Annotated in this window: 15 protein-coding genes, 1 pseudogene and 2 riboswitches; of the genes and pseudogenes, 14 read left to right on the forward strand and 2 right to left on the reverse strand. The window is 70.3% G+C overall.

Annotated elements, in window-relative coordinates; genetic code table 11:
• Window positions 1–32: 32 nt before the first annotated feature.
• The 6 genes from AC27LF_RS26300 to AC27LF_RS26325 all read left to right on the forward strand — a co-directional run bounded on the left by AC27LF_RS26300 (window position 33) and on the right by AC27LF_RS26325 (window position 6,053).
• Entirely contained in the window at window positions 33–965 is a 933-nt protein-coding gene (locus tag AC27LF_RS26300; RefSeq protein WP_479658752.1) for an NADP-dependent oxidoreductase, read from the forward strand.
• A gap of 50 nt (window positions 966–1,015) precedes the next feature.
• Window positions 1,016–2,566 carry a bifunctional 3-(3-hydroxy-phenyl)propionate/3-hydroxycinnamic acid hydroxylase MhpA gene (mhpA, locus tag AC27LF_RS26305; protein ID WP_479658700.1) on the forward strand — a complete coding sequence of 517 codons (1,551 nt, stop codon included), beginning with the start codon at window positions 1,016–1,018 and terminating at the stop codon, window positions 2,564–2,566.
• 66 nt (window positions 2,567–2,632) lie between these two features.
• Complete coding sequence (locus AC27LF_RS26310; protein WP_479658701.1) at window positions 2,633–3,469, forward strand: alpha/beta fold hydrolase; 837 nt, start codon at window positions 2,633–2,635, stop codon at window positions 3,467–3,469.
• Between the two features lie 351 nt (window positions 3,470–3,820).
• On the forward strand, window positions 3,821–4,066 hold the full coding sequence (locus AC27LF_RS26315; protein WP_479658702.1) for a hypothetical protein: 246 nt from the start codon (window positions 3,821–3,823) through the stop codon (window positions 4,064–4,066).
• Between the two features lie 252 nt (window positions 4,067–4,318).
• Window positions 4,319–4,576 (forward strand): hypothetical protein, encoded by a 258-nt coding sequence (locus AC27LF_RS26320; protein ID WP_479658703.1) that lies wholly within the window; start codon window positions 4,319–4,321, stop codon window positions 4,574–4,576.
• 376 nt (window positions 4,577–4,952) lie between these two features.
• Complete coding sequence (locus tag AC27LF_RS26325; protein ID WP_479658704.1) at window positions 4,953–6,053, forward strand: alpha/beta hydrolase family protein; 1,101 nt, start codon at window positions 4,953–4,955, stop codon at window positions 6,051–6,053.
• Between the two features lie 46 nt (window positions 6,054–6,099).
• Here AC27LF_RS26325 and AC27LF_RS26330 read toward each other — a convergent pair whose 3' ends face one another.
• On the reverse strand, window positions 6,100–7,920 hold the full coding sequence (locus AC27LF_RS26330) for an acetolactate synthase large subunit (protein ID WP_479658753.1): 1,821 nt from the start codon (window positions 7,918–7,920) through the stop codon (window positions 6,100–6,102).
• A gap of 548 nt (window positions 7,921–8,468) precedes the next feature.
• On the opposite strand from AC27LF_RS26330, the gene AC27LF_RS26335 reads away from it, so the two are divergent.
• Genes AC27LF_RS26335 through AC27LF_RS26345 form a run of 3 tightly spaced genes read left to right on the forward strand, consistent with a single transcriptional unit; the run spans window position 8,469 to window position 11,374 of the window.
• The gene (locus AC27LF_RS26335) at window positions 8,469–9,659 is read left to right on the forward strand and encodes an NAD(P)/FAD-dependent oxidoreductase (protein ID WP_479658705.1); all 1,191 of its coding nucleotides are present in this window, start codon (window positions 8,469–8,471) and stop codon (window positions 9,657–9,659) included.
• A 10-nt stretch (window positions 9,660–9,669) separates the two neighbouring features.
• Window positions 9,670–10,737, forward strand: coding sequence for a sigma-70 family RNA polymerase sigma factor (locus AC27LF_RS26340; RefSeq protein WP_479658706.1), 1,068 nt, complete (start codon window positions 9,670–9,672; stop codon window positions 10,735–10,737).
• Between the two features lie 43 nt (window positions 10,738–10,780).
• Entirely contained in the window at window positions 10,781–11,374 is a 594-nt protein-coding gene (locus AC27LF_RS26345; protein ID WP_479658707.1) for a hypothetical protein, read from the forward strand.
• Window positions 11,375–11,599: 225 nt separating this feature from the next.
• On the opposite strand, the gene AC27LF_RS26350 is transcribed toward AC27LF_RS26345, so the two are convergent.
• Window positions 11,600–11,887 carry a hypothetical protein gene (locus AC27LF_RS26350; RefSeq protein ID WP_479658708.1) on the reverse strand — a complete coding sequence of 96 codons (288 nt, stop codon included), beginning with the start codon at window positions 11,885–11,887 and terminating at the stop codon, window positions 11,600–11,602.
• A 350-nt stretch (window positions 11,888–12,237) separates the two neighbouring features.
• On the opposite strand from AC27LF_RS26350, the gene tsaD reads away from it, so the two are divergent.
• The 5 genes and pseudogenes from tsaD to AC27LF_RS26375 all read left to right on the forward strand — a co-directional run bounded on the left by tsaD (window position 12,238) and on the right by AC27LF_RS26375 (window position 17,923).
• Entirely contained in the window at window positions 12,238–13,308 is a 1,071-nt protein-coding gene (tsaD, locus tag AC27LF_RS26355; RefSeq protein WP_479658709.1) for a tRNA (adenosine(37)-N6)-threonylcarbamoyltransferase complex transferase subunit TsaD, read from the forward strand.
• Window positions 13,308–13,724 carry a hypothetical protein gene (locus tag AC27LF_RS26360; RefSeq protein ID WP_479658710.1) on the forward strand — a complete coding sequence of 139 codons (417 nt, stop codon included), beginning with the start codon at window positions 13,308–13,310 and terminating at the stop codon, window positions 13,722–13,724. Before tsaD ends, AC27LF_RS26360 begins: the two co-directional genes overlap by 1 nt.
• A gap of 5 nt (window positions 13,725–13,729) precedes the next feature.
• A pseudogene (gene alaS, locus AC27LF_RS26365) lies at window positions 13,730–15,195 on the forward strand (alanine--tRNA ligase); the annotation flags it as partial.
• Window positions 15,196–15,257: 62 nt separating this feature from the next.
• A riboswitch (cobalamin riboswitch) is annotated at window positions 15,258–15,380 on the forward strand.
• A 67-nt stretch (window positions 15,381–15,447) separates the two neighbouring features.
• Window positions 15,448–15,652: riboswitch (cobalamin riboswitch) on the reverse strand.
• 264 nt (window positions 15,653–15,916) lie between these two features.
• Complete coding sequence (locus AC27LF_RS26370; RefSeq protein ID WP_479658711.1) at window positions 15,917–17,251, forward strand: NADH-quinone oxidoreductase subunit D; 1,335 nt, start codon at window positions 15,917–15,919, stop codon at window positions 17,249–17,251.
• 432 nt (window positions 17,252–17,683) lie between these two features.
• Complete coding sequence (locus AC27LF_RS26375; protein ID WP_479658712.1) at window positions 17,684–17,923, forward strand: hypothetical protein; 240 nt, start codon at window positions 17,684–17,686, stop codon at window positions 17,921–17,923.
• The last annotated feature ends 1,093 nt before the right edge of the window (window positions 17,924–19,016 follow it).

Consider the following 19,016-nt stretch of genomic DNA (forward strand, 5'->3'; position numbering starts at 1 on the left):
CTCGCACAGCTGACGAGAACATCGAGGTGACCGTGAAAGCAATCGCACTCCCGCGTTACGGCGGCGCGGACGACCTGGAGCTGACGGACCAGCCGACACCGGCGGTCGCGCCCGGGGAGTTCCTCGTCCGGGTCAAGGCGGCCGGAGTGAACCCGGCCGACGAAAAGATCGCCGTCGGCACTCTCGACGGCATCATGGTGACCCACTTCCCCCTCATCCCGGGCTTCGAGATGTCCGGCGTCGTCGAGGCTCGCGGTTTCGGCGCCACCGAGTTCGAGATCGGCGACGAGGTGATCGGCTTCGTCGTCAAGGACTGGGCGCAGAACGGTACCTACGCCGAACTGGTCTCAGCCCCGGCCCGCACTCTGGCACGCAAGCCGGCGTCCTGGGACTGGCTGCATGCGGCCTGTCTGCCGCTGAACGGGCTGACGGCCTACCAGGCCATCAAACGCATCAACATCGGCGAGGGCGACACCGTTCTGATCCACGCGGCGGCCGGTGGGGTCGGTACGCTCGCCGTGCAGATCGCCGCCGTCCGGGGCGCACACGTCATCGGCACCGCCAGCGAGCGCAACCACGACCACCTGCGTGAACTCGGCGCCACACCGATCACCTACGGAGAAGGACTGGCCGAGCGGGTGCGCGAGCTCGCGCCAGAGGGCGTCGACGCGGCGCTCGACTTCTACGGCGGGGACGCGGTGGCCGTCTCGCAGAAGGTCTTGAAGGATCCCGCGCGGGTCGCCTCCGTGGCCGACATCTCCGCTCCCGAACAGGGTGGCCAATTGGTGTGGGCACGCCCGAATGCCGAAGAGCTGACTGAGGTGGCTGCGCTCGCCGAGTCAGGGAAGCTGTCCGTCCCCGTGCATCGCTCCTTCCCGCTGGAGCAGGCCGCCGACGCCTGGCGGTTGCTCCACGCGGACGGCCGCGCCCGCGGCCGGATCGTGCTGGACATCGACGCCGGCTGAGGGGTCTTCCGGCACGTACAGGCTCCGGTGCAAGGGAAGGGTTGGGACACATGAAGCTCGCCGATGAACGCGGCACATCCACACTCACGCCGGATGCGGGGGATGCGGATGTCCTCATCATCGGGTACGGCCCGGTCGGTCAGACCCTGGCTGCTCTCCTGGGGGCGCCGGGGCATCGCGTGCTGGTGTGCGAACGGCGGGTCGGGCGCTACGAGACGCCACGAGCCGGACACTTCGATCACGAAATCATGCGCGTCTTCCAGTCTCTGGGCATTGCCGACGATGTAAGGCGCATTGCCGAACCAGCTCGTGCGTATGAATTCCTCGATCCCGACGGAGGCGTGATCTCTCGGCTGCCGAGGCAATGGAGCGCTCCCTCCGGCTGGGATGCGTCGTACCACTTCTACCAGCCGGAACTCGAAGACGCCCTGGACGCGGCAGTCCGCGGAGCATCCACTGTGGACGTGCGTTTCGGTGCGGAACTGGTCGACCTGCGCCAGGGGGCCGACCACGTGGTGGCGACGCTGGCGGACGGCGGCGTCGTCACCGCTCGCTATGCGGTCGGGGCAGACGGCGCCAACAGCGCGGTACGCACGCTCTGCGGCATTCCGACGAAAGATCTCGGTTTCCGGGGCGACTGGCTGGTCGTTGACGTCCGGCCTCGGCCCGGCGCCCCGACCCTGAACATCCCGGACACCGGCCAGGTACTCGACCCCGCGAGGCCGAACCACATGGGCCGGGTGGCTCAGCGGTACTTCCGGTGGGAGTTCATGCTCGTCGAGGGCGACGATCCCACCGAGATGGTGAAGCCGGAACGCGTCTGGGAGTTGCTCAGCCCCTGGATCGGCCCACAGGAGGGGGAGGTGATCCGGCAGACCGTCTACCAGTTCCGATCCATCCTGGCCGATACGTTCCGCCGCCGGTCGGTTCTGCTTGCCGGTGACGCTGCTCACGTCATGCCGCCATTCCTCGGACAGGGCATGAGCTCTGGTATCCGAGACGCCGCAACCCTCGGCTGGATGCTCGACCTCGTGCTGACCGGCGTCGCGGACCCGAAGCTGCTGGACCTGTACACGCTGTCGAGAAGGCCACAGGTCATCGACTACATCGAAGAGTCGGTGCGGGTCGGGACCGTCGTCTGCGAGACCGACCCCGATCGTGCGGCGCGACGTCGTGAGGCGATGCGGTCGGCGACCGAGCTTCCGCCGCCGTTCGAGCCGCCTGTCGGCGCGGGCTTCCGAGACGGACAACCGCTGGCCGGCCACTTGGCTGTACAGCCCTTTCTGCGTACGGGCGGCGGGAAGACCGAGCGGTCCGACGACGTGCTCGGCCGCGGGTTCACCCTGTTCAGCCTGGTCGAACCGGACGCGGCGACGACCGCGGCCGTCTCGGAACTTGAGCGCGTGATCGGGCTGCGATCCCTGGTGGTCGGCGCCGAGGGGGTCCAGGAAGAGGGCGAGGCGCTGAGTGACTGGCTCAGGGAGTCCGGTGTCGTGGCCGTGCTGGTCCGCCCGGATTTCTACGTCTTCGGCACTGCTACCGGGCTCTCCGAGGTGGTGGATCTGCTCGCCTCACTTCGCGCGAGCCTGTCGCTGGTGTAGCGGCGTGACACCCGCTCGCACGGCGACCGACGACAACCTGGATCACGTGACACACGGAGGAATCCCATGCCGAGGACGAACAACGGTATCCACTACGAGGAGCGGGGAAACGGGCCGGACGCGATCGTTCTGCTGCCCGGACTCGGGTGCTCACTCAAGTGCTGGTCCGAGGTGGCACCCCTGCTCGGCGGCTATCGCCTCGTTCTCATGGACCTGCCGGGCCACGCGGGCTCCATCCATGCGCCCGCTGACGGATCGAGCCTTACCCGGATCGCCGAAACCGTGATCGATGCTTGTGATCAGCTCGGCCTCGAACGCTTCGCCCTCGTCGGTCTCTCCTTCGGTGGCGCGCTCAGTGTGCGGATCGCTCTGGACCGGCCCGGCCAGGTGTCCGCGGTCATGGCGCTCATGCCGTGGAACGCGGGCGGTACCGAGGCGGGCGATCCGGTCATCGAAGGGTTCCACAAGTCCTTCCGTGACGTCGAGGCCATAACGCAGGCCGTTCGGGCCATCTCGCTGGAGCCGAGCAGGACGACCGATGTCGTGCACACGATGACGAGTGCTGTCACCGAGCAGTTCTGGCGCAGCTGGCTGGGAACCGGGGGCGGTGCTTACACGAGCATGTTCGAGGAACTGTCCGGGATCGCCGTGCCGGCGTGCTACGTCATCGGCGGCAGAGACACCATCGCTCCGCAGGACAAGCTGATCGCCGACGTCCGTGCGATGCCGGGAGGCCGGCTGGTCTTCCTGGCGGACGCGGGACATCTCGCCCCGTACGAGTCTCCCGAACTCGTCGCCCGGGAGATCCACGAGTTCGTCAGCCGCTACGCGAACACGCCGTCGCCGGGCGCGGGTTCCGCGCCCGGATCCACGCCCAGCGCACGGCCGAGCAGATCACGGTGACTGTTCGGCCGCAGTCGTCTCCGCCGCGAACGCGGTCGGCCAGTGCTGCGACCAGGCACCGCCCCTCAATGTCCCGTCAAGACATCAGGAGGCGGTCGAACGAACCTCGTTGGCGAGCAGCAGCCCAGCCGGGCGCAGGCTGGGCGGACCGCAACTGGGGCTGGGCAGAGTTGGCTGCGGCAGCTAGTCTGCGGGGAACGCGTCAAGTCGGGCGTGGGTGTGCCGGGAAGTCTGGTCGGCGTTTTCAGGAGCTGTGTGCCCGTTCGCCGATGTTGCCCGGAGGATTTCGCCGTCGTGACTCTTTCCGCCAAACCGCATGCTGGCATCACCTTGGTATGCGTAGGAGCACTGATGTGCCTTGCCGGAGTCGCGCTCTACGTGATGCCCGGTCCTGGCTTCCCCGTCCTGGGCCCGATGCGCCCGCGTGGCCTTGCGCTTCTCGCCTTCTACGCCGCTGCGCCGCTCAACGCCGTTCCCCGCCTGGCCGACGCCCCGCCCTTGATCACCCTGGCCGCCACGGGCCTGGCGATGGTGGCGACACTCGCGGGATGCATCGTGGTGATCGTCGCCACCCAGCGGACCAGGGCCACCCGATGACCGGCCGTACACGCTGGTTGCGGCACGCCTGGTCCCTCACAGCCTGGTGGCTGCTGCTGGCCCTGGCTCTGTGGCTCCTTGGCCATGCTGTCGGCCAGGCCGCTTCCCTCATGGCATGCGGCGCCTCCTCAGCGTTCCTGGTGGGCGTGGGGGAGACCGGTGACTGGCTGCGTCGACGCCGGGCAGCTCACCGTGGACCGTCAGGGACCGCCGCTCAACGATCCCGTTCCAGGCACGTGCAGGGGTGATCTCGTGCTCTCTCGTTGGTGGTATGCCCTGATCAGCGCCGCGTGCCTGCTGGGCTTCCTCGTCGCCGCGACCTTGGGGGCCTGGGCCGATGAGCACAAGGTCGGCTGGCTGTCTTCCGGCTGTGTCGCCGTCGGAGGCGCCATGCTGGGCGTCTCACTGGTCATGGCCGGGCGGGCCCTTCTGCCTGGCCGGCTGCGGCGGGCGATGTTCCGGGTGCCCCCGCCCGAAGGACGGCACCGGCGACCAGGGCCGCCGCGCTGAACTGCCTGCAACGTCATGAGCGGGCCGCCGTCGAGCGGCCGTCTGGCACTGGTCACGGCCGCTTTCCGTGTGTGTATCGCGTTTTCCCTGCGCGCCGAGGCGCCGGGACCGGACCTCACGCTCCGGGACGCCTATTCGATCGCCCCGTTCGGCAACCGGGTCAGCAGCCCCGGGCACCCGCGGCGCGCGAGTTGGGCCGGGACACCATGAGCGACAGCGGAAACCCGGTCGGCGGCGAGGAGTCGGGCGTCCGACCGCATCGGGCCCAACCAAGTCAGGCGCTGTGTCGTCCTGTACGGGTGGCGGGACATGTGTTTCGCCGCGGTGCGCCGCGCCATGGCGGCCGTCCGCGAGGGCCGAGGACAGGAGAGCCAGGATGAAGCGACGCATACGTGTGCACGCGAGGGCGCGGAGGTCCGTGGGCGGGGCGCTGATCGCCGCGCTGCTGCTGGGCGCGAGCCTCACGGACACGAGCGGGGTGGCTGCCGCAGCCGGCGCGGGTCCCGCGGGCCGGACCACGACCGTGACCGAGTCCTACGACCTGGGCGACACGGCGTTCGCCGACCCCGTCAGCGGCACCGTCAGCGAGATCCGTGCGGTGGTGCACCGTCCCGGCCGGGTGAGCGGCCGACTGCCGCTGGTGGTGCTCTCCCACGGCTCCTGGTACGCGTGTACCGACCCGGACGCCACGGCCTGGCCCTGCGAGCGAGGGCGGCCGTACCCCAGCTACCGGGGCTACGACTACCTCGGTCGGGCCCTCGCCGAGCGCGGTTTCGTGGTCGTCTCGCTCAGCGCCGACGGCATCAACATGACGTCCTTCGACTACGGGGACCGCGCCCGGCTCATCAACGAGCATCTGCGGCTGTGGCGGCAGCTCTCCGCCGGCGGTGGCGTTCTCGCCCGGAGTCTGCCCGCGCTGCGCGGGCACGTGGACATGCGGCGCGTCGGGACCGTCGGGCACTCCCGGGGCGGCAAGGGCGTGATGTGGCAGGCGTCCGACAAGCACCAGGACGAGGTTCCCGACGGTGTCCGTATGGGCGCCGTACTCGCCCTGGCGCCCGTGAAGTTCGACTGGCCGGAGGGGGACAACAGCGACACCCTGATCACCCGCACGCCCGTCGCCGTCGTGACCTCCGGCTGCGACGGCGCCGTACACGAGGCGGGCCAGGAGTACCTGGACGACGTCGAGGGGCGCACCACCGAACCCGCGTACTCGGTCTCGCTGCGCGACGGGAACCACAACTTCTACAACACGCGGTGGACCCCGCCCGCCGCGCTCGGCGAGGACGACAGCACATGCCCCGGCCGCGGCCTCGGCCCCGCGACCCAGCAGAACGCGCTGACCGCCTACGCCACCGCCTTCTTCGACCAGCACCTCAAAGGCGACGCCACGGGCGAGGCCCTTCTGACGGGCGAGCGTGCCCTGCCGGGTGTGGTCTCCACGACGCGCGTGGTCCGACCGGCAGCCGGCCGCTGACACCGGCACCACGAGCGGAGGGCAACAGCACACACCAGCCCGCTGTTCAGTCGGCCGTGTCCCAGAGCGGGGCGGTGCTGCGGGCGACGCGGATGGCGTCGTTTGAGGCTCCGGCCGCGATCATCGGCCAGACCATCTCCTGTTGGTTCACGACGAAGTCCACGACGACGGGGGAGTCGTCGATCTCCATGGCCGTGTGGATGGTGGTGTCGAGGTCCGCGGCGCGGTCGCAGCGCAGGCCGACGCCGCCGTACGCCTCCCCCATGGCAGCGAAGTCGGGGAGATGGCGGGTGGCGCAGTCGGTGCCGAAGTGGCGGTCGTCGAAGAACAAGGACTGCAACTGGCGCACCATGCCCAGTCCGGCGTTGTTGATCACCGCGACCTTGATGGGAATGCCCTCGATGGCGCAGGTGGCCAGGGTGCGGCAGGTCATCTGGAAGCAGCCGTCACCGTCGACGGCCCACACGGTGGTGTCGGGCCGCGCCAGTTTGGCGCCCATCGCGGCGGGCAGCGCGTATCCCATGGTGCCCGCACCACCCGAGTTCAGGAAGGAGCGAGGACGCTCCAGCGGAAGGTAGTGGCTGGCCCACATCTGGTGCTGACCGACCCCGGAGACATACACGGCGTCGGGGCCGGCCAGTTGCCCGATCCGCTCGATGACCTGCTGTGGGGCGAGCGAGCCGTCACCGGGTGTCTCGTACGTCATCGGATGGGCGTCGCGCCATGCCTCGATGGTGTCCCACCAGCGGGCGACAGGCGCCCAGGGCGTCCGCTCGGCGAGCCGGCCGACCGTGTCGATGAGGCCGGTGAGCACCTCGCGTGCGTCACCCACGATGGGGATGTCGACCCGGCGGTTCTTGCCGATCTCCGCCGGGTCGATGTCGGCGTGCACGATCTTCGCGTGCCGGGCGAACGTCGTGGGGTCGCCGGTGACACGGTCGTCGAAGCGGGCGCCCACCGCGAGGACCAGGTCGGCATGTTGCAGGGCGGCGACCGCGGGAACCGTGCCGTGCATGCCCGGCATCCCCAGATGCCGGCGATGGCTCGCCGGGAAGGCGCCGCGCGCCATGAGCGTGGTGACCACGGGTACACCCGTGAGCTCGACGAAGTGCGCCAGTTCCGCGGCGGCGTCGGCCTTGACGACACCGCCGCCCGCGTACAGCACCGGCCGTTGAGCCGTTCGCAGCGCCTCGGCCGCCTGGAGGAGGCTGTGCGGGTGGGGGCGCGGCGTGGGTTTCAGACCCGGCAGGTCGATACGCTCGGGCCACGCATACGGCGCACGCTCCTGAAGGACGTCCTTCGGGATGTCCACCAGGACCGGACCGGGCCGTCCGGTGGTGGCGACGTGAAAGGCTTCCGCGATCGTGCGCGGAATGTCCCGTGCCGCGCGCACCAGCCAGTTGTGCTTGGTGATGCTCCGGGTGATGCCGCAGATGTCGGCCTCCTGGAAGGAGTCGGTGCCCAGCAGATGGCGGGCCGCCTGACCGGTCACCGCGACCACGGGCACCGAGTCCATCGCGGCGTCGGCCAGGGCCGTCACCAGGTTTGTCGCGCCGGGCCCCGACGTCGCCAGGCACACCCCCGGCCGGCCCGTCGCGCTCGCGTATCCGGCGGCCGCGTGCCCGGCGTCCTGCTCGTGCCGCACCAGGATGTGCCGCAGCCGTGTCGAGTCCATCAACGGGTCATAGGCGGGCAGGATGTTCCCGCCCGGCATCCCGAACAGGATCTCAACTCCCGCCTCTTCCAGGGCCCGGACCAGAATCCGGGCACCAGTCATCGCCTCAGTCACGTCATCTTCCCCAAACGTGTGCGGTGTTCGCGCGCGTGCCGAGGGCCCGGTGGGCCCACGGGTGCCGCGTCGCTCGATGTGGACGGCTCTCACCGCGCCGAGAAAGACGCATCGCGTGCGGATCGGGCGACGCGACGGAGAGCCGGAGAAAGGAACCGCACGAGGGTCGACTCGCAGCAGTGGCGTCGGAAACCGCCGGTGCCCCGCGATACAGGGGCCTGCCGACGTTTCCGCAGGTTCCGTTTCTGCACTATAGCCGCCCGCGGCACCTGTCCGGCAAGGAGCTACGCACCCACGCCGCGCACGCCGCCCGATCCGGCTCGCCGGTCCACCCGTCCGGCCGAAACGCCCACGGCGCAGCGGTCGTTGCGCGCGGGGAACAGACGGCCGGTCTCGATGCCGGACCGGGTCCGCGCCGGACGAGACCGGGCGGCAAGCCGCAGCCCGCCACGGGAAGCGGATGATCGAGTTCACCGCCGCCCCCGAACGCCCGCCGATGGACCCGGAGTTCGAAGGCGCCCCCAGACGTGCCGCCTGGTTCGGTGACCCACGTCACACGCGGCTCCTGTCAGCAATCGGGGCGCCGTCTCGTTCAAGGGGCACGCGAACGAGACAGGAGCAACGCCATGAAGCACCGTATCGTCGTCCTCGGCGCCGGATACGCCGGGGCCTTCGCCGCCGGGAACCTGGCACGCCGGCTCTCCCCCGCCGACACCGAGATCACCGTCGTCAACGCCGTGCCCGACTTCGTCGAGCGGATGCGGCTCCACCAGCTCGCGATCGGTCAGGACCTCGCGTTTCGCAAGCTCGCCGACGTATTCGCGGGCACCGGGGTACGGCTGCGCCTGGCGCGCGTCACCGGCGTCGACCCCGAGCGCAGGAGCGTCGCCGTGACCGACGAGGACGGCGACGCCGAGCTCGCGTACGACACGCTTCACTACACGCTCGGCAGCTCCGTCGCCCACCATGGCGTCCCCGGCGCGGCCGAGTACGCCTTCGACGTCACCGGCCTGTCCTCGGCGCTGCGTCTGCGCGAGCGCCTGGCCGGCCTGAGCGAGGGCGGCACCGTGCTCGTCGTCGGTGAGGGGCTGACCGGCATCGAGACCGCCACCGAGTTCGCCGAGTCCCGGCCCGACCTCTCCGTCACGCTCGCCGCTCGCGGCGAGCTGGGCGCCTGGCTCTCCCCGAAGGCCCGCCGTCACCTGCGCCAGGCGTTCGACCGACTCGGCATCACCGTCCACGAGCACAGAGGCATCGAAGTCGTCGAGCCGACACGGGCGATCGCCGCTGACGGTACGTCCATCCCGGCCGACGTGACCGTGTGGTCGGCCGGGTTCACCGTGCACCCCATCGCGGCCGCCAGCGGCCTTGAGGTCGCCGGGACCGGCCAGATCGTCGTCGACCGCACCATGCGCTCGGTCTCGCACCCCGACGTCTACGCCGCCGGTGACTGTGCCTACGCGATCGGCGAGAACGGCCGGCCGCTGCCGATGTCCTGCGCCTCGGCAGGCTTCACCACCATGCAGGCGACCGCCGCGATCATCGCGCGCCTGACAAGCAGTGAGGTCCCGACCACCGGGCTGAAGTACCACGGCAACCACATCAGCCTCGGGCGGCGGGATGCGATCTTCCAGATGGTGGACGGGGACGCCCGGTCGAAGTCCTGGTACCTGGGCGGCCGGACCGCCGCGCGGCTCAAGTCGGGCGTGCTCAAAGGGGCGGGATGGGGCATCGTCCACCCGACCTTCGGCATGCCGAAGCGCAGGCGCCGCCTGGCCAGCGCGCCCGACCGGGCCGGTGTGAGGGTCGCCGCATAGGCTGCTGCACATGGACAGCGCCGCCATCGATCGCTTCGAGGCCAGCCGGGGACGGCTGGCCTCGCTCGCGTACCGTCTGCTTGGCTCGGCCGCCGACGCCGAGGACGCCGTACAGGACACGTTCCTGCGCTGGCAGGCCGCGGACCGCGAACGGGTCGGGGTGCCGGAAGCGTGGCTGGCCAAGGTCGTCACCCATCTCTGCCTCGACCGGCTCCGCTCGGCGCAGGCGCGCCACGAGCGAGCGGCCGGTGCCTGGCTGCCCGAGCCGCTCCTGGAGGGCGACCCGATGCTCGGCCCGGCCGACACCTTCGAGCAGCGCGAATCGGTGTCCTTGGCCGTACTGACCCTGATGGAGCGCCTCTCGCCGGTCGAACGGGCCGTTTACGTCCTGCGTGAGGCATTCTCGTACAGCCACGCCGAGATCGCGGGGATCCTCGACATCACCGAGTCCGCGAGCCAGCAGCATGTCCACCGGGCCCGCATCCGGGTCACCGCCGGGCGCCGCCGCGGCGGCGAGACCGACCCGGCGTCCGCGCGCCGGGTCGTCGAGGAGTTTCTCGCCGCCGCGATGTCGGGGCGCACCGAACGACTGGTGGCGCTGCTCACCGACGACGTGACGGCGGTCTCGGACGGCGCCGGACTGAGCAAGCGGCTGCTGCGGTACGAGACGCGCGAGCGGGTCGCCTCCTACGTGCGGGCCGGCTTCAAGCCCACGTCGGCGAAACGGCGGCTGGCCGGCGGCTCGATCGCGATGCATATCGCGCTGGTCAACGGCTCCCCGGCCGTCCTCGCCGTGGTCGCCGATCGGGTCGTGGGCGCCGTGGCGTTCGAAGTCAGCGACGGCAAGGTCGCGTCCCTGCGCGGCATCGCCGCCGCGGACCGGCTCGTGCGCCTCAACGAGGCATGGCGGCAGCACGAACCCGCCTGTCATCACCGCATGGTGACCAGAGCCATGGGAAACCAGCGACCTGAGTCAGAGCAAGGACGGCACCCCAGCCGGTACGGCCACTCGGCATCCCCGTTTCCTCGCCCCGTACGACCAGGTCCACTGGCAGGGAAGCCGAAACGACCGAGTTGAAGGGACTCATGACGCCCCCCGAAATTCGGGAGAGGATCGGGGGATGACGACGTCGAGGAAGACGAGAGCCCGGCTCGGGATGATCCCGTTGACGGCGATGGCCCTGCTGGCCGCGGGGTGCGGAACGCAGCGAGCAGGGGATACCGCCGACGCGTACCGACGTTCGCATCCCACACCGACCGGCATATCGACGCCGAGTACACCGGCGGACTTCCCCTGCCCCGGCGAGAACCCCGAGCCGACTGCTCCCACGGCCGCCACCACCCCCGGCTCAGCCGTGCCGCCGACCGACCACTACGCCGAGAACCACGGCTTCAGAGTTCCCATCCCGCTCCACGGCCAGAGCCGCTGCGACGGGCTCACCGCCGTCGGACGTGTCAAGAGTGCGCTCGAACCGCTGCGCCGGCGCGGCGACTTCGCCCCGGACAGCGTCCGCGACGCGCTCACCCGCCTCGGCTACTCCGCCGGAAAGATGCAGACGTACCAGGACGGGTCCGCCGGGGTGGGCTTCCTCATCGACGTCGGCGCCTCTCCCTGGTGTGTGGAGGGCACGATGAGCGATGACGCCACCAAGGCGGATGCCTTCGGCGGCTATCCCGACGGCACTGGCTGCGAGCCCCCGAGCGGCGGCCACTGACCACAGCCGTCCCACCGGTCAAACGTCGGTGGCAAACCATAGGTGCCGGTCCAGGGGGCGAGGAGGGTCTGCAGCCTCGGGATCTGCATCGGCAGGTATGGTCCGACGAACGCCCGTTCATCGTCAGTCAGTTGCACGCGCGTCGCGCAAGAAGACCTACCGGTCCGGGCCCCGCCGCGAGGGCGATTCCCGCAGATTGATCACGGTCCGATATGCGCCCTGAGCTCAGCCGAGACCACGGTGGGCGGCCCACAACGCCCCGGCACGGCTGGCGGCGTCGGAGACCAGGGCCGCCAGTTCGGGGTCATCGGGGACGGGGAACGAGACGTATGCGCCCCGGCCACCACCGACTGGTCGGCCATAGGCCTTCACGGCGAGGTGACCGTCCGGGAGAAGCCGGACGTTGAGTGTGGTCAGCGTGAACGCTTGACCGCGTCGAGTGTCCGTCCAGCGGAGCGCCTGCGGGATCGCGACATTGATCGCCAGAGCACTGACTTCCAGATCGCTGCTCATGGACGGATGATCTCACGTGAGTCGCCGCAGGCGGCCGCCACCGGGCTTATGCGTCCTCGTTGTCCTGGACCTCACAGACAAACCCGACGAACTGGGCTCGGCACCCGCCTGCGTCCACGTCCGCACCGTCCCCGGCCCTGCCTGCGACCCGAGACTCCGTCCCGGTTCTGGAAATACCCCTTTCGCGGTCGGCCTTGGGGTGCTGCCCGTCCTGGCCGGCGTGAAAGTTCGCGCAGAGGAAGCCGGGCGTCTCCCTGGCGTCGTCGTCCTGTGTGTGAGGCCGGAGGTGCCCCTAGCCTTTATTGCACATATATTGCAGGTGCGGATTTCGCGCAGAAGGAGCTGGGTCGATGGGTGGACCAGTGGTTCTCGGGATCGAGTCCTCGTGTGACGAGACCGGCGCCGGGATCGTGCGGGACGGGAAGTTCCTCGCCCATGTCGTGGCGTCGAGCATGGACGAACACGCCCGCTTCGGCGGGGTCGTGCCCGAGATCGCCGCCCGCGCGCACCTCCAGGCGTTCAACCCGGTCGTGCGTGAGGCACTTGACCAGGCAGGGCTGCGGCTGGGCCAGATCGACGCCGTCGCCGTCACCACCGGCCCAGGTCTCTCCGGCGCCCTGCAAGTCGGCCTCGCCGGAGCCAAGTCGCTCGCCTACGCGGCGGGGGTGCCGCTGTACGGGGTGCATCACCTGGCCGGTCACGTGGCCGCGGACACGCTGGAGCACGGGCCGCTGCCCGCTCCGTGCGTCGTGCTGATCGTTTCCGGCGGACACACTTCGCTGCTGCTCGTGCGGGATCTGGTGCGCGAGCCGATCCTGCACCTCGGGGACACCCGCGACGACGCGGCCGGCGAGTGCTTCGACAAGGTCGCCCGCATCCTCGGCCTGCCCTACCCGGGCGGGCCGGCGATCGACCGTGCGGCACGGACGGGCGACCCGCGCGCGGTCGACTTCCCCCGGCCCCTCACGCGCCCAGGCGACGACCCGTACGCATTCTCCTTCTCGGGCCTCAAGACGGCCGCGGCCCGGTGGGTGGAGAGGTACCGGCTGCGCGGTGCGGAGGTGCCGGTGGCCGACGGTGCCGCCGCCCTGCAGGAGGCCGTCGCTGACGTGCTGACCCGTAAGGCGCTCGCAGCCTGCCGCGCCTACGACGTGAAGACGCTGATCGTGGTCGGTGGCGTCGCGGCGAACTCCCGGGTCCGCGGCCTGGCCGAGCAGTGGTGCGCCGCCGCCGGGGTGGAGCTGCGGGTGCCGCCGATGACGCTGTGCACGGACAACGGCGCCATGATCGCGGCCGTCGGCGACCTCCTCGCCCGCTCCGGGGCCGAGCCCGCGCCACTGGAGGTGTCCATCGATCCGTCGGCGCCGCTGGAGTACGCCGCCCTGGCCCCGCGTCCGGCCCCCTCACCGCAGGCCGCCTGATGTCTGCGGTTGTCCGGCAGGTCTCCGGGCGGGGTCTGCCGCCGTACGCGGACGGGGTGCGCGCCGTATACGCGGACGCGCTCGGTGCCTCACCGTGGTGGGGGGCGCCCGAACGCGCCGATGCCTCACCGTGGTGGGGGGCGCCGGAACGCGCCGATGCCTGCATGGAGCGACCCGCCCAGGACGTGCGGCGCTCCGGCTTCACCGCCGCCCTCGCGCTCGACGGGCCCACGGTGCCGGGCTGGGCGACGACCTGGACCACCCCGGCGCCCTTCCCCGCTTCTACGAGCGGGTCGGCTGGACCCAGGTCACGCATCCCGTACCCAGGGGTATGGGCCATGCCGCTGTCCTCGGCCCCCGCCACCCGGCCCGCGCAGCCGCCCCCGCCCCTCATGACCTATCGACCGGAGCAGTGAGACCCTTGCGTACCGCCGACATCCGCCAGCGCTTCCTCGACTTCTTCGACGCACGTGGCCACACCGTGGTGCCCAGCGCGCCGCTGCCCACTCCCGATCCGACGCTGCTGTTCGTCAACGCGGGCATGGTGCCGTTCAAGCCGTACCTGACCGGCGAGCAGGCCGCCCCGTACGCCCGGGCCACAAGTGTCCAGAAGTGCCTGCGCACGCTGGACATCGAAGAGGTGGGCAGGACCGCCCGGCACGGTTCGTTCTTCCAGATGAACGGCACCTTCTCCTTCGGTGACTACTTCAAGGAAGAGGCCATCGCGTTCGCCTGGGAGCTGTCGACGAAGCCGCAGGCCGAGGGCGGTTACGGGCTCGACCCGGGGAGGATCTGGGTGACCGTCCACCACTCCGACACCGACGCCCGTGGCATCTGGCGCGAGGTCGCCGGCCTCACGGACGAGCGGATCGTCGCCCGCGGGGACGAGGACAACTTCTGGTCCATGGGCGTGCCCGGGCCCTGCGGCCCGTGCTCGGAGCTGTACTACGACCGGGGTCCGGCCCTCGGCCGCGAGGGCGGACCGGCGGTCGACGAGGACCGGTACATGGAGTTCTGGAACCTCGTCTTCATGCAGTACGAGCGCGGTGAGGGCACTGGCAAGTCCGGCTTCCGATCCTCGGCGAACTGCCCCGCCGCAGCATCGACACCGGCATGGGTCTGGAACGGATGGCCACTCTCCTCCAGGGCAGGGACAACCTGTACGAGATCGACGAGACCCGACCCGTCCTCGACCGGGCCGCCGAACTGGCCGGCGTCCGCTACGGTGCCGACGCGCGGGCAGATGTCCGTCTCCGCGTGGTCGCGGACCACGTGCGTACCGTCCTCATGCTCCTCGCCGACGGCACCACCCCCGGCAACGAGGGCCGGGGCTACGTCCTGCGCCGCATCCTGCGCCGGTCGGTCCGCTCCATGCGCCGGCTCGGCTTCCACGATCCCGCCCTGCCCGAGCTGCTGCCGGTCGCTCGCGACTGCATGGCCCCCTCCTACCCGGAGGTCACCGAAGGCTTCGCCCGCATCGCCGACCAGGCGTACGGGGAGGAGGATGCCTTCCGTACGACCCTCAAGCAGGGCACCACCGTGCTGGACACGGCCGTCACCAAGGTCAAGGAAGCAGGCGGCCGTTCGCTGCCCGGCGCCCAGGCGTTCCTGCTCCATGACACCTACGGCTTTCCCATCGACCTCACCCTGGAGATGGCCGCCGAACAGGGCGTCGAGGTCGACCGCGAGGGTTTCACCGCCCTGATGAACGAGCAGCGCGAGCGCGCTCGCGCCGACGCCCGTGCCCGCAAGTCCGGCGGAGCGGCCGACACTGTGGCATTGCGCGGTGTCCTGGACGCCCACGGACCGACGGACTGGCGTGCCTGGGACACCCTCACCACCGAGTCGACCGTCCTCGCCGTCCTCGGCGCGCACGGGACCGTCCCGCAGCGCTGGATTTACTAGGGCGCCCAACTATGTAGTCGCGAGTACAAGGCCCGCGGTGCAGGGAAGCCGATGTGAATCCGGCCCGGTCCCGCCACTGTGACTGGGGAGTACGCCGTCGAGCAGGACGCCACTGACGAGCTGGATGTCGGGAAGGCGGACGGCCAGGGTGACGTCCGGCCGTGCGAGGTCCACGCGCAGCCCCGGGACCCGGGCCAGGACCCGGGCCCCGACGCACACCGCTGTCCGGCGTACGCACCGGTGGCAGATCTTCGGACTCGCGGGCGTGTCCCGTGTCGTACGAGACCCCCTGCTGGCCGTCGCTTCCCAGGCCCGGTATGTCGGATCCAGCGCGTGTGACGGCGGTCGTTCCCGCTCTCCGCTGCGGGGCAGTCCCGGTCTTGCGCCGGGCTCCCTCTTGCGTCGCCGAATACAGCAGTGCCCGGCGAACCACCAGCACCGCCGGGCCCGAACCCGGCCGGCGCCGCCTATCGCGCCGATTGCGCGGCCACGGCCGGCACCACAAAGGCCGACCACGTTCCAGCTCGGCGCTTCCCCGCCCGGCTCCCCACCCGGCGCCCGAGCCACCGCCCAGTGCGTCACCGAGCCGGGACGGGTGGGCATTCCTGCCGACAATGCGCAATTCTGGATGATGTGTCCTGGTCGCGCGCAGCCCGTATACCCGCGGACGCGATCGGCGACCACACCGGAGGTCCTACAGCCGATGAGCAGCCCCGAGCATGGACCGACAGGCGCCCGCGACACCACCGAGGGTCACGTCTACACGATCACCGGAGGCGGCTGGGACGAGATCGTCTCCGCGGTCGCGAAGGCGGACGACGAGCGGATCATCGTCAACATGGGTCCGCAGCACCCGTCCACGCACGGTGTGCTGCGGCTGATCCTGGAGATCGACGGCGAGACGGTGAAGGAGGCCCGCTGCGGCGTCGGCTATCTGCACACCGGCATCGAGAAGAACATGGAGTTCAGGAACTGGGTCCAGGGCACGACGTTCGTGACCCGCATGGACTACCTGATGCCGCTGTTCAACGAGACGGCCTACTGCCTGGCGGTGGAGAAGCTGCTGGGCATCACGGACGACATCCCGGAGCGGGCGAGCGTCATCAGGGTGCTGATGATGGAGCTCAACCGGATCTCCTCACACCTGGTCGCGGTGGCCGCGGGCGGGATGGAGATCGGCTCCACCACGCTGATGGTCTACGGCTTCCGTGACCGTGAGGTCATCCTCGACATCTTCGAGCTGGTCACCGGCCTGCGCATGAACCACGGCTACGTGCGGCCCGGCGGGCTGGCGCAGGACCTGCCGCCCGGCGCGCTGGACAAGATCCGTGAGGGCGTGAGGCTGCTGCGCTCGCGGCTGCCCGAGTACGACAAGCTCGCCACCAACAACCCGGTCTTCAAGGCCCGGCTGATGGACGTCGGCTATCTGAACTTGGCGGGCTGCATGGCGCTGGGCGCGACCGGCCCGATCCTGCGGGCCACCGGCCTGCCGCACGACCTGCGCAAGTCGCAGCCGTACTGTGGGTACGAGGGCTATGACTTCGAGGTCGAGACCGCGGACACCTGCGACTCCTACGGGCGGTTCCTGATCCGGCTGCACGAGATGGAGCAGTCGCTGCGGATCGTCGAGCAGTGCCTGGAACGGCTCATGGGCGGCGGCGAGGTGATGGTCGCGGACAAGAAGATCGCGTGGCCGGCCCGGCTGGCGCTCGGCGCGGACGGGCTCGGCAACTCGCTCGACCACATCCGCAAGATCATGGGCGAGTCCATGGAGGCGCTGATCTACCACTTCAAGCTGGTGACGGAGGGCTTCCGCGTCCCGCCGGGGCAGGCATACACAGCGGTCGAGTCCCCCAGGGGCGAGCTGGGCGTGCACGTCGTCTCCGACGGCGGCACGCGTCCGTACCGGGTGCACTTCCGCGACCCGAGCTTCACCAACCTTCAGACGGTGGCCGCGATGTGCGAGGGCGGGCAGGTCGCGGACGTGATCGTCGCGGTGGCCGGCATCGACCCGGTGATGGGAGGCGTGGACCGGTGATAGGCATCGCGTGACCGTGGTTGACTCGTCCGCCCGCTCCCCGACTCCGGCGACGGCTGCGGCGACCCTTCGGCGCCCGACCAGCATCACCGCCCCTGTGGCCCCCGGGCCCCTTCCTACGCCCCTACGCGGTTTGGGTCTTCGGCAGTTTCAGCCGCGGCGCCCCCCGAGCCGCACGACGTGGAACGCTACGCCCGCCCCGGCGTCGACGCGGTCGCCACGCACGTCGTCGCGTCTGGCCCTGCCGCCCGCCGTCGGGGCTGATCACAGCGGCCTACGGCACGATTCCTGAGTTCCAGGCGGCCTCGCGACAAGCCGCACGTCATGCCGTTCGGTGACATCATGAGTAATGGATTCCGCAACATGACGGTCGTCCGACCGGGCGACCCCTGAGCCTCTTCCTGCCTGTCAGCACGGGAAGGCGGTGAGCACGTGAGCGACGCCGAGCAGGAGCCCACTGCGGCCGAAGGAACAGAGGCGGAGACCACCCCCGAGGAGTCACCGGCCACGACTGAGGCCGGCCCTGCGGAGGGCGAAGAGCCGACCCCCGAGGCGGCGGAGACGGAAGCAGAAGAACCCGCGACCCCCGCGGCCGAGGAGACCGGGACCGAGGAACCGGCCCCCACCGCGGCCGGGGAGACCGGGGCTGAAGAACCCGTCACGGAGGAGTAGGAAAACGGCTGTGCGCGACGACCATCGCGCACAGCCACGACGGCAGTAGCGAAAAGCAGGCTCGGGACACCCCTCAAACGCACTCGCCGGCTGCTAGCCCCCCGAGTCGGGGCCCGAGAACTCGTACACCCAGTGGCCCATGCCTGACATCCTGCCGGGAACACCGAGCACCCCACGGGTCAGGCACGCAGGCGGTGGAGCGGATCCGCCCGAAGGGATCCCAAGGCACCGCTGATCAGACAAGTGGGCGGCCCCGTCGGTGGCCTGCGCCTCGATTGTGGCGCTGAAGTCCTCACGCGTGGCAGCGCGCCGGCGTACAAGGGCCTCGTCGGTGTCGGCGTTGACGAGGGCGGCGTACCGCCTGCTACCAATACGCTGCCTTTCCACCCACTCAACTCCCAGTTCTCGCAGTGCAGCACGCTGAGTGCGATGTGCCGGTTCGGTGTCGGTAGGTGGGTGTCGGTGACGGCATGTCAGGCCAGGGTGTTTCCGCTGGTGGGGTGCTGAGGACGGGCAGGGTCACTGTCGTGGGGTGGTATCCGCAGTCGACGCGGCTGTCATAGGGCGGTACACCCCGCTCCGCTCCACTGTCTTGAGAACGGCACTTCTGATCCTTTGGAGGTCTGCGCGGCCGCACCGTGGTGGGGTCGGTGTCCACGGCGGAGGGTTTTTCGGTGGGCGAGCCGGGCGTGTGAGGTGAGGTCACGACAGGGCTGAGGGTGTCCCGGCCGGTGCTGGTGGCGCGGCTGCTGGAGTTCGATGCGGCCGGGGTGTTGACCACGGCGCATGTGCGTGCGGGCGCCCAGGTTGGTGGGGTGACTGCGCGGACGGTGTGGCGGTGGTGAGAGGCGGCGCGGACTGAGGGCCGTGTGGAGCGCAGGCGCCGGGCCCGGCTGGAGTTGTCCGACCAGGCGTGGGAGGTGCTGGCACAGGAGGGTGGGAACGTGGCGGTGCTGCACCGGTATCTGAAGCAGGCCGGAGGTCAGGTGCGTTCGCCGGCGTCGTTGTACCGCGTGGTGCGCCGGGACTCGGAGGCTGTCAGGGTTTTGCCGGACCGTGCGGTGGTCCGGCCGGAGCGGGAAGAGCAGCAGAC

It is taken from the genome of Streptomyces diversicolor (assembly GCF_057537855.1).